This is a genomic window from Desulfatiferula olefinivorans (assembly GCF_054657895.1).
In genome coordinates this window covers 62,805-77,179 of sequence record NZ_BAAHXV010000002.1, presented here as the reverse complement: position 1 = coordinate 77,179, position 14,375 = coordinate 62,805, and the positions used below count along the sequence as shown (strand labels likewise).

Here is a 14,375-nt window from a genome sequence, read left to right as displayed (position 1 = left end):
ATGATGAAAGTAGTGTATTTTTCAAGCCGACATCCGGCTTTCCAGTGAAACGGATCAATACAGAAAACAGGGAAACAGGTTATGCCCCTTAAAGTGTACAACACCCTCAGCGGTAAAAAGGAAGCGTTTGAACCCATCGAACCCGGTGAAGTCAGGATGTATGTCTGCGGACCCACCGTCTATGATTCCTGCCATATCGGTCATGCACGTTCCGTGGTGTTTTTCGATATTGTGTTCCGGTTCTTCAAAGCCATGGGATTTGACGTGACCTACATTCGAAATTTTACCGATGTGGACGACAAAATCATCAAGCGTGCCAATGAACTTGGCGTCACCTCCGAGGAGATCGCCGAACGTTACATCCGGGAGTTCTACCGGGACATGGATGCCTTGAACGTGAAGCGCGCCACCGTAGAACCCCGGGCCACCCATCATATCGGTGATATCATCAGCATCGTTTCAACGCTGATCGACAAGAACATGGCCTATCCGGTGGATGGGGACGTGTATTTCCGGGTGACCGCCTTCGACGGGTACGGCAAACTGTCCGGCCGCAAGCTTGAGGACATGGAGGCGGGCGCCCGCATCGATGTGGACGAACGCAAGGAAAATCCCTTTGATTTTGCGTTATGGAAAGCGGCCAAACCCGGCGAGCCGTCCTGGGACAGCCCATGGGGAAAAGGCCGCCCCGGCTGGCACATCGAATGTTCGGCCATGAGCCGTCAGCTTCTGGGCGAAACCTTCGATATCCACGGCGGCGGCAAGGACCTGATCTTTCCCCATCATGAAAACGAAATCGCCCAGTCCGAAGCGGCTTTCGGCAAGCCCTTTGTCAAATATTGGCTGCACAACGGGTTTGTGAACATCAATTCGGAAAAAATGAGCAAGTCTCTGGGAAACACCACCCTGATCAAGGACATCCTGGCCCTTTACCACCCTGAGGCGGTGCGGCTTTTCCTTTTGTCCAATCACTATCGGAGTCCCATCGATTTCACGGCCCAGTCCATGAAAGAATCCGCCGGGAACCTGGATAAACTCTACAGTCTGCTTCAAAGGATTTCGGATACTTACGGCAATCTGCCGATGATCCGCCTGAACGCCAACAACATGTACCGGTTCGGCGAGGTCTGGAAAGAGTTCTTCCAGGCCATGGAAGACGACTTCAATACGGCCCGGGGCATGGCGGTGATGTTCGAGGCGGTTCGAAAAGTCAACCGACTGCTCGATGACCTGACCGAGGACACGGCCTTCGAAACCAAATTTCAGGTGGAGGGCATCAGCTCGGATATCGTCAAGATTGCAAATATATTCGGTATACTGACGGAGATTCCCTACGAATATTTTGAGAGGAAACGCAGCGAGGCCCTTGATGCGGGCGAGGTGGATTCCGCCCGGATCGAGGACTTGATCCGGCAGCGGACCGATGCCAGAAAATCCAAGGATTTCGCCACGGCGGACCGCATTCGCAAGGAACTGGAGGATATGAACATCGCCATCGAGGACAGGCCCGGCGGAACCGTCTGGAAAGTGATGGAATGAGGGCCGGAGAATCGGCGTCATTCAAGGCAAATCCTTCATGGGTTTGCCTTTTTATTTAATGATAATAGTGAATTACGGATAAGACATTATGTCTCGCTTTACGATTTCATCCGAATTCAAACCCAGGGGGGATCAGCCCCGGGCCATTGATGGACTCAGCTGCGGTCTGATCGAGGGGAAGCCCCACCAGGTGCTTCTCGGGGTGACCGGTTCGGGCAAAACCTTCACCATGGCCCATGTGATCGAAACCGTCCAGAAACCCACACTGGTCATCGCTCCCAACAAGACTCTGGCCGCCCAGCTTTTCAACGAATTTCGAGCCTTTTTCCCCGATAACGCCGTCGAATATTTTGTCAGCTATTACGATTATTACCAGCCGGAAGCCTACATTCCCACCAGCGACACCTATATCCAGAAAGATTCGTCGATCAACGACATCATCGACAAAATGCGGCATTCGGCCACCCGGAACGTTCTGTCACGGGATGACGTCATCGTGGTGGCCAGTGTATCGTGTATTTACGGCCTGGGGGCTCCAGAAGACTACCTCGCGCTCCGTGTCGAGCTGGACACCGGCATGGAGCTGTCCCGCGACAAGCTGCTGTCGGACCTGGTGGCCATTCAATACGAACGCAGTGATTATGATTTTTACCGCGGCACCTTCCGTGTCCGTGGAGACCGGGTGGAAATTTTCCCGGCCTATGAAGAAAATCTGGCCGTCCGGGTGGAGTTTTTCGGAGACGAGGTGGACGCCCTGGTCGAAATCGACCCGCTTAAAGGTGATACCCTGCGACGTCTGAAAAAGGCGGTTGTTTACCCGGCCAGCCACTACGTGACCCGGACAAGTACCCGAAAGCGGGTGGTCGAGGCGGTGACCGAGGAACTGAAAGAACGCGTCGCCTATTTTCGGGACATGAACAAGCTGATCGAGGCCCAGAGAATCGAGGAACGCACCCGGTACGATCTGGAAATGCTCCGGGAAATCGGTTACTGCAACGGGATCGAAAACTACTCCCGTCATATTTCCGGGCGGGGACCGGGAGAACCGCCGCCGACCCTGCTTGACTATTTTCCCGATGACTTTATCCTGTTTGTCGATGAAAGTCATATCACGATTCCGCAGATTCGGGCCATGTACCGCGGCGATCGGTCGCGGAAGACGACGCTGGTGGAGTACGGGTTCCGCCTGCCGTCTGCGGTGGACAACCGGCCCCTGACGTTCGAGGAGTTCTGTGCCCGGACCCCGCGCACCATTTATGTGTCGGCCACCCCGGCCGATTATGAACTGGAGATCTCCGGCGGCAACGTGGTCGAGCAGATCGTCCGGCCCACCGGACTGATCGACCCGGAAATCGAGGTGAGGCCGGCAACCCATCAGGTCGATGACCTTTACGGTGAAATCCGCCAACGGGTGGCCGCCGGCGAGCGGGTCCTGGTGACCACCCTGACCAAGCGGATGGCGGAGGATCTGACGGATTATTATACGGACCTGGGACTTAAGGTCCGCTACATGCATTCGGATGTGAAAACCATGGAGCGCATCGAAATCATCCGTGAGCTTCGTCTTGGTCTGTTTGATGTGCTGGTGGGTATCAACCTTCTTCGGGAGGGCTTGGATATTCCCGAGGTATCTCTGGTGGCGGTGCTCGATGCGGACAAGGAGGGTTTCCTTCGTTCGGAACGGTCCCTCGTCCAGACCTGCGGTCGTGCCGCGCGCAATGTCAACGGAAAGGTGCTGCTCTACGGCGACAAGGTCACCGGCTCCATGCAATATGCCATCGACGAAACAAAAAGGCGGCGTGCCATCCAGATCCGTTATAACGAAGAGCACGGCATTACGCCGGAAACCATTTGCAAGGAGATCCTTACGTCCTTTGGCGATCATTATGCTTTCGATGATCTGCAGGGTATGGACGTTGTGGCTGAACCCGTGGCGGACTACGACACCCTGGACAATCTTCCCGATCTGATTAAAAACCTGGAACGGGAAATGCGTCAGGCCGCCAAGGAACTGGCCTTTGAAAAAGCGGCCAAACTCCGGGATCGCATCCGTGAACTGAAAACCATCAGCCTGATGTAGGGCCTTATGACTCAGGATTCCAGGATCGATCAGAAAAAACTGCTGGCCGAACGGGTGGACGCGGTCTCGTCCGGTCCCGGGGTTTATCTGATGAAAAACGCAAAGGGGCAGGTCATTTATGTGGGCAAGGCCAAGAACCTGAAAAAACGATTGACCTCCTATTTCCGGCGGGAAAATCATACGGACATGAAAACCGGGGTTCTGGTCAACAAAATCGATCATTTCGATACCATCCTCACCCACAGCGAGCAGGAAGCGCTGATTCTCGAAGCCACCCTGATCCGTAAGCACCAGCCCCGCTACAACGTGATTCTCAAGGACGACAAGCGGTATCCTTTCATGAGGATTGATATCGGTACCGATTTTCCCAATATCACCATCGCCCGCACGATGAAAAAGGACGGGGCCTTGTATTTCGGCCCCTATGCCTCGGCCGGAGCCGTCCATCAGACCCTGAAGTTTATCAACCGGAACTTCAAACTTCGAAAATGTCGAAACCGGGTCTATAAAAACCGTGTCCGTCCCTGCCTGTACCATGAAATCGGAACGTGCCTGGCCCCTTGCTGCCGGGCGGTGGACCCTTCGGATTACAGGCGGCAGATCGAAGACGTGGCCCTGTTTCTCAAGGGAAAGACACCGGATCTGATCCGTCGGGTCAGGCAGGACATGAATGAGGCGGCACGTTTGGAACAATTCGAGGAGGCGGCCCAGCTTCGCGACAAACTGTTCGCGCTGGAGGCCACTCTGGAAAAACAGGTCGTGGTGTCTGCCGATATGGTGGACCGTGATATCGTGGCCGTGTCCAGAGGCAAAACCCTGTCGGTGATCACGGTGCTTTCCGTCCGGGCGGGGGTTCTTTCCGGATCGCGCCATGTTTCCTTTGGTGAAACCCTGGCCGATGATCCGGAAATTCTGGGCACCTTCATCGTTCAGTATTACGAAAAGGCCGCCCATGTCCCTTCGGAAATTTTGCTGCCCGTTCTTCCGGAAGATCATGATTCCCTGACCGACTGGTTACGAACCCTCAAGCGGGGCTCCGTGAGGCTGCTCGTTCCCCGGCGCGGCGAAAAGGCCAAATTGATGGAAATGGCCCGACACAACGGCGCAGAAGAAATCAAAGAGCGGGAAAATCAGGCCGAATCCAGGCTGAATCTGCTGATGCGTCTGAAAACCAGGCTGGGACTCAGCCGGTTTCCCGAGAGAATTGAATGCTTCGACAACTCCAATTTTTCCGGGGACGATGCGGTGTCGGCCATGGTGGTGTTCAAAAACGGGGTGCCCTATAAAACCGGATACCGGAAATATACCATACAATCCGTCAGCGGTCCGGACGACTATAAAACCATGGCCGAAGTTCTGTCCCGGAGATACGCTCCGGAGAGCCGGGACAGGGAGTTCCCCGATCTGCTGATGGTCGACGGCGGCCGGGGGCAGTTGAATATCGCCTTGTCGGTGCTCGGCGACCTGGGACTCGATCAGGCCTTCGATGTGATCGGAATTGCAAAAAAAGATGAGGGCAGGGGAGAAGACCGGGACAAAATCTATAAACCCATGCGCTCCAATCCCGTCAATTTGGCGCGGGACGACGAACTCCTCCTGTTTCTTCAGGCTATCCGTGATGAAGCCCATCGCTTTGTTATCGGATTTCATCGATCCAGGCGAGGAAAACAAAGCCTGAGTTCCGTTTTGGACGATATCCCCGGCATTGGGCCTCAACGCAAAAAAGCGCTTCTTTTGCAGTTCGGCACCGTATCCGGGATCATGGAGGCCGACGAAACGGCCCTTGCCGCCGTTGCTGGGATGACACGCCAAACGGCCCGGGCCGTGATCAGCGCCCTTGCCGAGAAAAAAAACAAACCCTCGATGCCGGCAGACGATCCGGCAGCACCCGATCCCGACGAAGGAGACGCCCCATGGACGTGATTATCTGGTCGTTTGTTCTGATCATCAGCCTGGCTGTTCTGGTTATCGCATCGGATTTTCTGGTGATTGCAGCGGAGCGAATCGGCGTGTCGTTCGGCCTGTCGCACTTTGTGGTGGGTGTGATCATCGTGGGATTCGGTACCTCCCTTCCCGAGCTGGTTTCCTCGGCCCTGTCGGTCGTCAGAAACCATTCGGAAATCGTGATCGGCAATGTTATCGGGTCGAACATAACCAATATCTGCCTGGTCCTGGGTGTGGCCGGCGTGGTTGGGAAACAATTCACAATCCGTTACAATCTGATGAACGTGGATCTGCCGTTTCTGACCGGGTCGGCCCTGCTTTTGGCTTTCATGATTCACGACAGACAGTTTACACGGATTGAAGCCGCCCTTTGCCTGATGACACTCGGTGCCTATCTGTGGGGAACCTTCGCCGTTGAAACGGCGGATGCCCATGACGACGATGTCTCGGGCATCACGCCCTCGCCGCTCAAAGACTGGCTGATGCTTTTGGTTTCCGCCCTGCTGGTTTTTGCCGGGGCCAATTATACCGTGGATGCGGTGATTCGTATTTCGGAGATTATGAAAATCGGAACGGAGGTGATCGCTCTGAGTGCCGTGGCCCTGGGTACCTCGCTGCCCGAAGTCATGATCGCGGTATCCGCCGCACGCAAGGGTAAATCCGATATGGTCATCGGTAACATCATCGGATCGAACATCTTCAACACCTTTGCCGTCATGGGATTATGCGGCCTGCCTGGCAACCTCCTGATTCCCGAATCGATTCTGGCATTTTCGCTGCCGTTTTCCGTGGCCGTGGCCTTCATGTATTTCGTGATCACCAAAGACCAGAAAATCAATCGCAGTGAAGGCGCCATTCTCTTGATTTCTTATGTCTTTTTTCTGGTGACCCTGTTCGGATTTTAGAAGCGATTGAGTTTTCGAATCTCGTGGAGCTGGGCCTGATGGATGAACTTGTTGAGCATTTCTTCGGCATCCGGACTCAGGTTGACCAGAGAACAGCCCGCAAAGGCGCTGAGCGCGTTGTAGTCCGTATGGGTTCGGACCACCGTGAAATCGCAGTCGAAGGTGGATATGGCCCCGCCGTCCTCCGCGTATTTCAGAATGATGCCGATTTTTCCGGAACTGCTGTTCTGAATATCCAGAAGGGGGTTGCGATCCTTGAGGATTTTCTTGGGAATCAAAAGCCCCACACCGTTGATTGAAATATTGTGAAGCTTGAAATGGCGGCCGGAATAGTAGATCTGATCATGGTATACGAGTTTGGCGAGAACCTCGTGGCTGGCATTGGGGTGAAACCGGTAGGCTGCCCGGATGTTGATCTCCATAAGCGGAGGGATGTATTCAATCAGCAGGGCATCGGCCTTGCCCTGATTGGCCAGGCTGTATCCGTTGATCGCTTCGAGGACCCGGCACAGGTAACCGAGACGGACTTTCGACGACAGCTCTTTGCGGACCAGAGAGCTGATGTGCATCTGTCGGCTGACGGTGGCCGGATTGATCCGATGGGTGGGCTGGGCGACGATCACACGCCGTGTCCTGTCGTTGCAGTCAAAGACAATGGACGGCTTGGAGCTTGGCGACAGGGAGTCCAGATCAAATACAAGATCAATACCCAGACCGGGCTTCAGAATCAAATCCTTCGTATCTACCATAACATCCGACGAGTGATCGTTTTATCGGTTACAACAAGGGGCACTGGTTTTATTCGAAACAAACGTTTTTTTCTAACACAGGCCCCGAAGAAATGCAAAATTTTATCGCGATTCGTCGTACAGAGGCGCCAAGATGTGTCACAGGATTGAAATGGAAAGGGGGGAGGCGGTTCCCGCACTCACCCGCTTGACCGAATCATCGATAAAACGGGTAAGTGCATTAACCGAGGAACTGATTGATCACCTGTTATTTCAAAGCGTCTTTCAGTGCTTTTCCAGGAACGAATTTGGGAACAACGCGTGAACCGATGCTGATTTCCTGACCGGTCTGAGGGTTTCTGCCTTTTCTTGCCTTGCGCTCAACGGTTTTGAAGGTGCCAAAACCCACCAGAGTCACGGTGTCTTTCTTGGTCAGAGCTTCCGTGATGGCTGCGAGAACACAGTCAACCGCTGCCTGAGCTTCTTTTTTGGAACTGACGACGTTGGCTACTTCATTGATCAAATCACCTTTGTTCATGCTTGAGATCTCCTTTCTGTGAAATGGCTTTTTACACACGATGCTCTATGGTTCTAAATTGAAAATGCGCTAAACCCGAGAATAAAAAATTCAATTATAAAACGTTTGATGTTGAGACCCGGACCAAATGTCTCAAGGAATATATTAAAGAAAACATGCAAAAGACACAATATCAACCCTTTGCGTGTTAAAACTACTTATTTGATTCATTCGTGTCAAGAAATAAATGCAACGCGGATAAAAAAAATAACACCCCGATTTTTTTTGAAAGCCCTTTCAAATCTGAATCACAGAAATGTCTAAGGCATTTTATGCTCAGAAACAGAAAGACGAAGAACCGATTAACAAAAAAAAATGGGGTTGATTTTTTTAAATAAACTACATAAAAACAATTGGTTGAAAAATTATACACTGTCGTGAAACATTTTATTACAATAACTATACCCGCTGTATGCCGCTGGAACGGCACCGAATTTTCGGGTTCATCCATGCGAAAATTATCGATGGGGGAAAGTAAAAAAAAATCGTCAGCGATTTAAATTTAACGCATTTTCAGCCTCTTCACTGCTTTCGTAGATGTGAGGGGCCACATTCCGTTTTTTCAGGGCCTCCCCGAGTTTCAGACGCAGGAACGCACTTGTCGTATAGCGTGTGACACCGGAATAATACCGTTTGACAAGGCGATCCACCATGATGGTATAGTCGTCGACGATATCGGGATTGATGGACACGTTGTCGTAATTGACAATGGTGGACACTTTTGTGTTCAGTGGCGAGAGTATTTTTACGACGGCATTCTCAATATTGTCAATATCTTCCCGGGTATTTATCGACAAACCCTCGAAGTTTACAAAGAACATGTTTTTCCTCGGGTTGTAGTTCAGGCGTTCTTCCAGCGAAACAGACAGAAGGCGTTCCTTGATTCCCATGGGTTCGGGGCGGAAGATTCGCTCGTCCATCAGGCGGGGTTCTCCGGCGATGTAGGGTTTAAACTCCATCTGGTCGAGAATGTCTTTCTGAAGATCGACGCCGGGTGCGACTTCAATCAGTTCCATGCCGTTTTTGCCGTAGGAGAACACACAGCGTTCGGTAATAAACAGAACCGGCTGATTTTTTTCCACGGCATAATCCCCACTGAATGTAATCTGTTCGACCGCGTCGATGAATTTTTTCATTTCACCTTCGCGAACGATGGAGATGCCGCCGTCCCGGATTTCGATCTCAAGGCCCTTGGCCGTGAAGGTGCCTACGAAAACGATTTTTTTGGCGTTCTGACTGATATTGATAAACCCTCCGGCACCGGCGATTTTCGGCCCGAATTTGCTGACGTTGAGATTGCCGTTTCGATCGGCCTGGGCCAGACCGAGAAACGCAATATCCAGCCCGCCCCCGTCGTAAAAATCGAACTGGTTGGGCTGGTCGATGACTGCCGCGGCATTGGTTCCGGCTCCAAAGCTCAGGCCTCCCGCCGGTAGGCCGCCGATCAGACCCGGTTCGGCGGTCAGGGTGATCAGGTCGAGAATTTTTTCCTCGTTGGCCACGTTTGCGATCCCTTCGGGCATGCCGATCCCCAGATTGGTGACACTGTTGACCTCCAGTTCAAAGGCCGCCCTGCGTGCAATGATTTTGCGCTCGGACATGGCCATGGGTTCCACCGACTGAATGGGGACACGGATTTCGCCGCTGTAGGCGGGATTGTACTGGATATCGAACGTCTGCATGTGATTTTCCGGTTTGGCGACCACCACACAGTCAACCAGAATACCCGGAATCTTGACCTGACGGGGATTCAGGGAATCGCTCTCGGCAATCCGTTCGACCTGGACGATCACAAACCCCCCGGAATTTTTCGCCGCCATGGCCAGGGAGAGGGATTCCAGGGTGAGGGCCTCTTTTTCCATGGTGACGTTTCCGTTGGTGTCGGCGGTGGTTCCCCGGATCACCGCCACGTTGATGGGAAATGTCTTGTATGCCAGATACTCCCTTGAATCGAAGGTCATCAGTTCCACAAGGTCTTCGGTGGTCACGGCATTGAGCTTGCCCCCGTCGTGCCGCGGGTCGACAAAGGTATGAAGGCCGACCGTCGAGATCGTCCGCGGTTTGTTGGCGGCGATGTCGCGATACAGGTGGGACAAAACGCCCTGGGGAAGATTGTAGGCCTGGATCTTGTTTTCAATGGCCAGCTTTTGCAGTCGTGGAACCAGACCCCAGTGTCCCCCGATCACTTTGGCCACAAGCCCCTCATGGCCAAGATGGTTCAGGCCCCGGGTCTTTCCATCCCCCATGCCGGCGGCATACATGATGGTCAGATCTTTGGGTGCCTGATGTTTCAGGAAATTATTTTCGATGCATATCGCGATCTCTTCGGCGAATCCGATGCCGACAAATCCTCCAAAGGCCACCGTATCCTGATTCCGAATCACCCGAACCGCCTCGTCGGGACGAACCACTTTCCCTTTTTTGGCTCGTAAGGGGCTGATGTCGGAAAGCATGGGATGAACGATGGGATTGCCTTGGCTGTTTTCACTATTGATTTCCATGATATACCCCTTGAAATGTCATGTTGTGGATGATGGTTTTCGGCGTGCCGGACGATCGGGCGAAACGGGAAAAGCTTTTGATTTAACCCGGTCGATGATGTACGATGCATGAAAATGGTGCGATTATAACAGGAAAGAATCATGGACGCAAACCTTGTCAATCCCTTTATAGAAGCAACCCTGAATATTCTTGAAACCACGGCGTCCACCACGGCAACGGCCGGGAAGCCGTACGTGAAGAAAGACCCCCGTGCCCGGGGTGTGATAACCGGGGTGATCCGATTGACGGGCAAACTCAGCGGAACGGTCGCCTTGAGCTTCTCAGGACCCGGTATTCTGTCCATTGTGTCCAACATGTTCGGAGAGCCTCTGTCGGAACTGAACGACGAGATCAAAGATGCCGTCGGCGAGATCGCCAACATGGTTTCCGGCCGGGCCACCAATTCCGTGGCCCAGAAGGGGATGGATTGCAAGGCCGCTCTTGATAAGGTGGTCATGGGAGACAACCACACGGTGCCCCATGCCGGGCCTTACCCGGCCATCGCTCTGCCCTTTGACACCCGGGCCGGAGACTTCACCATCGAAATCTGCCTGGAACAATGATGGCCGACGTCTTCCCCGTCACGATGCGATACCGGAAAACGCGTAGTACCAGTCGATGATTTCCCGGCCCGCAAAAACATACACCGCCGCACCCAGCGCCAGAAACGGTCCGAAAGGAACGGCAAGCCTCAGATTGGAACGGGTCACGACAATTGCCGCGAGTCCGATGAGGGTTCCGATGGCCGAAGAAGCGAAAATCGTGAAGAAAACCCCTTTCCAGCCGATCATGGCTCCGATCATGGCCAGAAGTTTGATATCTCCGCCGCCCATGCCTTCGTTTTTCGTGATCAGGTAGTACCCTTCCGCCACCGCCCACAGGGAGCCCCCGCCGAGCAGGATGCCCAGCAGGCTGTTCAACCATCCAAGATCCGTAGCCAGCAGGGCTGCTGCGAAAAACAGGGGAATACCCGGCAATGAAATGACATCCGGAATGATGCGGTGATCCATATCAATGAATGTGATCACGATCAGCACGGACAGAAACACAATATACGCCAGGCATTCAACGGTTGCGCCGAACCTGGCATAACACAGGGCCCAGATGGTGCCGGTCAACAGTTCGATGGACGGGTAACGGATTGAAATCCGTTTGCCGCAGGAACGGCATTTTCCACGGAGAATGAGAAAACTCAGCACGGGAATGTTGTCGTAAAACCTTATGGGCGCTCCACAGGCAGGGCAGGATGACCTGGGGCGGACCAGAGACTGGGAGGCGGGGATACGATAGATGCAGACATTCAGAAAACTGCCGACGCAAAGGCCGTAGACAAAAAAGACGGTCGGCATCAGCCATTGGTAGGTATCATACATGACGGACCCTTTCGATGGTCGGGGTTGCAGGCGGCAGAGGGCCTGATGGCGCTGTCGGTGGTTCATTTTATTCAGTGCGACAAGATTAGTGGCAGTTCCCAAAAAAATCAAGACAGATATTGTAAAAGCGCAAAACTGCTTTATAATATGCCCAACTTGGATCACGACGAAAGAATCGCTGAAGTGGGTTTCCAGCGGTTTTTTTATATTTTTTAAGACTTTTCAGGAGAAATGATGGCTCAAAGTGATAATGATGACCTGATCAATGTCATTGATGATGAAATTCATGATACGGATATCCCGGAGACGCTGCCGTTGATGCCGGTCAGGGATATTGTGATATTCAATGACATGCTTCTCCCTCTTTTTATTGGACGGGACAAGTCCGTCAATGCCGTTTCCGAATCGCTTGACAAGGGGAAATACCTTTTTCTCGCCGCCCAGAAAGATTCCTCCATCGAAGACCCGGCTGCCGATGAAATCTACAGTGTCGGGACCATCGTCAAGGTCCTGAGGATTCTCCGCCTGCCCGACGGCCGACTGAAGGCCCTGGTTCAGGGTATCGGAAAGGGCCGGATTCTTCGGTATCTCAGAAAAAAATCGTTCTATCGTGTGAAAATTGAACTGATTCCCGAAGAGGTTCCGGTATCCCTTGATCTGGAAGCCGAAGCCCTGATGCGCAATGTCCGGGAGCAAAGTGAGCGGATCCTCGCCCTTCGCGGAGAGTTAAGCGGAGAGATTTCTTCGATTCTCGAAAGTATCGAATCCCCGGGGAAGCTGGCCGATCTCGTGGCCTCCAACCTTCGATTGAAGGTGGAAGACGCCCAGACCCTTCTTGAAACCATCGATCCGGTCAAGCGGCTCCAGAAGATCAATGAGTTTCTTATTCGCGAGGTCGAGCTGTCGGCGGTTCAGGCCAAAATCCAGACCGATGTCCGGGATGAAATATCAAAGAGCCAGAGGGACTATTATCTGAGGGAACAGGTCCGGGCCATTCACAAGGAACTGGGCGAACTGGATGAAAAAGCCCTTGAAATCGACGAATACAAAAAACTGATCACCAAGGCCAAGATGCCTGAGGCGGCCGAGAATGAAGCCCTCAAGCAGCTCAGGCGCCTGGAGCAGATGCATCCTGATTCGTCGGAGGCGTCCATTGTAAGAACCTATCTGGACTGGATGGTGGAACTGCCCTGGAGTAAATCCACCAAGGACTATCTGAATATTCAGGACGCCAAGGCACACCTTGAAAAAGAGCATTACGGTCTTGAAAAAATCAAGGACAGGATCCTGGAATATTTGAGCGTACGCAAATTGAACCCCAGAATGAAGGGGCCGATCCTTTGTTTTGTCGGCCCGCCGGGGGTGGGAAAAACGTCCTTGGGACAGGCCATCGCCAAATCAATGAAACGGGAATTCGTCCGGTTGTCGTTGGGCGGGATTCGTGACGAAGCCGAAATCCGGGGGCATCGGCGGACCTATATCGGAGCCCTGCCGGGACGAATCATCCAGGGGCTCAAGCAGTGCGGGACCAACAACCCTGTGTTCATGATGGACGAGGTGGACAAGGTGGGTTCCGATTATCGCGGCGACCCTTCATCGGCATTGCTCGAGGCCCTCGATCCCGAGCAGAATACCGAATTCAGCGATCATTACCTGAATCTGTCTTTCGATTTGTCCAAGGTGATGTTCATCCTGACGGCCAATCAGATCGACACGATTCCGTCGGCTCTTCTGGACCGCATGGAAATCATCAATCTGGCCGGTTATACCATCGAGGAAAAAATCGTCATTGCAGAAAAGTATCTTCTGCCCCGTCAGATCAAGGACAATGGCCTGAAGAAAAAATTCATCGAGTTCAGCCAGGGTTCCATCCAGAAAGTCATTGAAGAATACACGGCCGAAGCCGGTGTGCGCGGCCTTGAACGCGCTCTGGGCAAGATCTGCCGAAAAGTGGCCCGCCATGTGGCCGAAGGTGAGAAAAAACGGTTTGTCATCAGCCGGGCCTCGCTGAAAAAATACCTCGGTCCTCCGCAGTTCCTTCCGGAAATGGACAAAGAGGAAAGTCAGCCCGGCCTGTCCACGGGACTTGCCTGGACCCAGATCGGCGGCGAGGTTCTTTACATTGAAACAGCGCTGGTCCGCGGCAAAGGTGAACTGGTGATCACCGGACAATTGGGTGAGGTGATGCAGGAGTCGGTGCGGGCGGCGGTCAGTTATACCCGGACCAAACTTTCCCAGCTGGGGGTCAAGGACCCCTTTGAAAGCAATGATGTTCATATCCACGTGCCCGCCGGCGCAACGCCCAAGGACGGCCCGTCGGCCGGGATTGCCATCGCCACGTCCCTGCTTTCGGCCATTCTCAAGAAAAACGTGAACCCGGATGTGGCCATGACCGGCGAAATCACCCTCAAGGGTCGGGTGCTTCCCATAGGCGGGTTGAAGGAAAAGGCCCTTGGTGCGTTGAGGGGCGGCATCAAAACCATTGTCTTCCCGGATAAAAACAAAAATGATCTGATCGAGATTCCGGCCAACGTCAAACGGAAAATCAAGTTCATTCCGGTGAAAAATGTCGACGAGGTGCTTGGGATTGCGATATGCGACTGGCAGAGTGTAATCGACGCCAAGAAAAAAACGACGCCCAAAAAACCGGCCGCCAAAAAGAAAACCGCCAAACCCAAGGCGTGATCC

The 14,375-nt window shown here is 53.2% G+C and carries 10 protein-coding genes; 6 read left to right on the top strand and 4 right to left on the bottom strand.

The genetic code is table 11. From position 1 onward, the window contains the following. Positions 1–81: 81 nt before the first annotated feature. The 4 genes from cysS (at position 82) to ACYQ11_RS02080 (ending at position 6,468) form a co-directional block, all read left to right on the top strand. Positions 82–1,539 carry a cysteine--tRNA ligase gene (gene cysS, locus ACYQ11_RS02095; protein ID WP_459922080.1) on the top strand — a complete coding sequence of 486 codons (1,458 nt, stop codon included), beginning with the start codon at positions 82–84 and terminating at the stop codon, positions 1,537–1,539. 88 nt (positions 1,540–1,627) lie between these two features. Next, the gene (uvrB, locus tag ACYQ11_RS02090) at positions 1,628–3,619 is read left to right on the top strand and encodes an excinuclease ABC subunit UvrB (RefSeq protein ID WP_459922079.1); all 1,992 of its coding nucleotides are present in this window, start codon (positions 1,628–1,630) and stop codon (positions 3,617–3,619) included. 6 nt (positions 3,620–3,625) lie between these two features. After that, positions 3,626–5,542 (top strand): excinuclease ABC subunit UvrC, encoded by a 1,917-nt coding sequence (gene uvrC / locus ACYQ11_RS02085; protein WP_459922078.1) that lies wholly within the window; start codon positions 3,626–3,628, stop codon positions 5,540–5,542. Continuing rightward, positions 5,533–6,468, top strand: a complete 936-nt coding sequence (locus ACYQ11_RS02080; RefSeq protein ID WP_459922077.1) for a calcium/sodium antiporter — start codon at positions 5,533–5,535, stop codon at positions 6,466–6,468. Before uvrC ends, ACYQ11_RS02080 begins: the two co-directional genes overlap by 10 nt. Here the strand turns inward: ACYQ11_RS02080 and ACYQ11_RS02075 are convergent. The 3 genes from ACYQ11_RS02075 to ACYQ11_RS02065 all read right to left on the bottom strand — a co-directional run bounded on the left by ACYQ11_RS02075 (position 6,465) and on the right by ACYQ11_RS02065 (position 10,274). Then, complete coding sequence (locus ACYQ11_RS02075) at positions 6,465–7,217, bottom strand: PilZ domain-containing protein (protein WP_459922076.1); 753 nt, start codon at positions 7,215–7,217, stop codon at positions 6,465–6,467. The two genes, ACYQ11_RS02080 and ACYQ11_RS02075, sit on opposite strands and share 4 nt — an antisense overlap. A 247-nt stretch (positions 7,218–7,464) precedes the next feature. Beyond that, positions 7,465–7,734, bottom strand: coding sequence for an HU family DNA-binding protein (locus tag ACYQ11_RS02070; protein ID WP_459922075.1), 270 nt, complete (start codon positions 7,732–7,734; stop codon positions 7,465–7,467). A 527-nt stretch (positions 7,735–8,261) separates the two neighbouring features. Continuing rightward, positions 8,262–10,274: an acyl CoA:acetate/3-ketoacid CoA transferase gene (locus ACYQ11_RS02065; protein ID WP_459922074.1), complete on the bottom strand. Its 2,013-nt coding sequence runs from the start codon at positions 10,272–10,274 to the stop codon at positions 8,262–8,264. A gap of 141 nt (positions 10,275–10,415) precedes the next feature. Here ACYQ11_RS02065 and ACYQ11_RS02060 point away from each other — a divergent pair, with 141 nt between their 5' ends. Next, complete coding sequence (locus ACYQ11_RS02060; protein WP_459922073.1) at positions 10,416–10,877, top strand: chemotaxis protein CheX; 462 nt, start codon at positions 10,416–10,418, stop codon at positions 10,875–10,877. A gap of 18 nt (positions 10,878–10,895) precedes the next feature. On the opposite strand, the gene ACYQ11_RS02055 is transcribed toward ACYQ11_RS02060, so the two are convergent. After that, entirely contained in the window at positions 10,896–11,687 is a 792-nt protein-coding gene (locus ACYQ11_RS02055) for a prepilin peptidase (RefSeq protein WP_459922072.1), read from the bottom strand. A gap of 234 nt (positions 11,688–11,921) precedes the next feature. On the opposite strand from ACYQ11_RS02055, the gene lon reads away from it, so the two are divergent. Further along, a complete protein-coding gene (lon, locus tag ACYQ11_RS02050; protein WP_459922071.1) occupies positions 11,922–14,372 on the top strand; it encodes an endopeptidase La in 2,451 nt (816 codons plus the stop codon). The last annotated feature ends 3 nt before the right edge of the window (positions 14,373–14,375 follow it).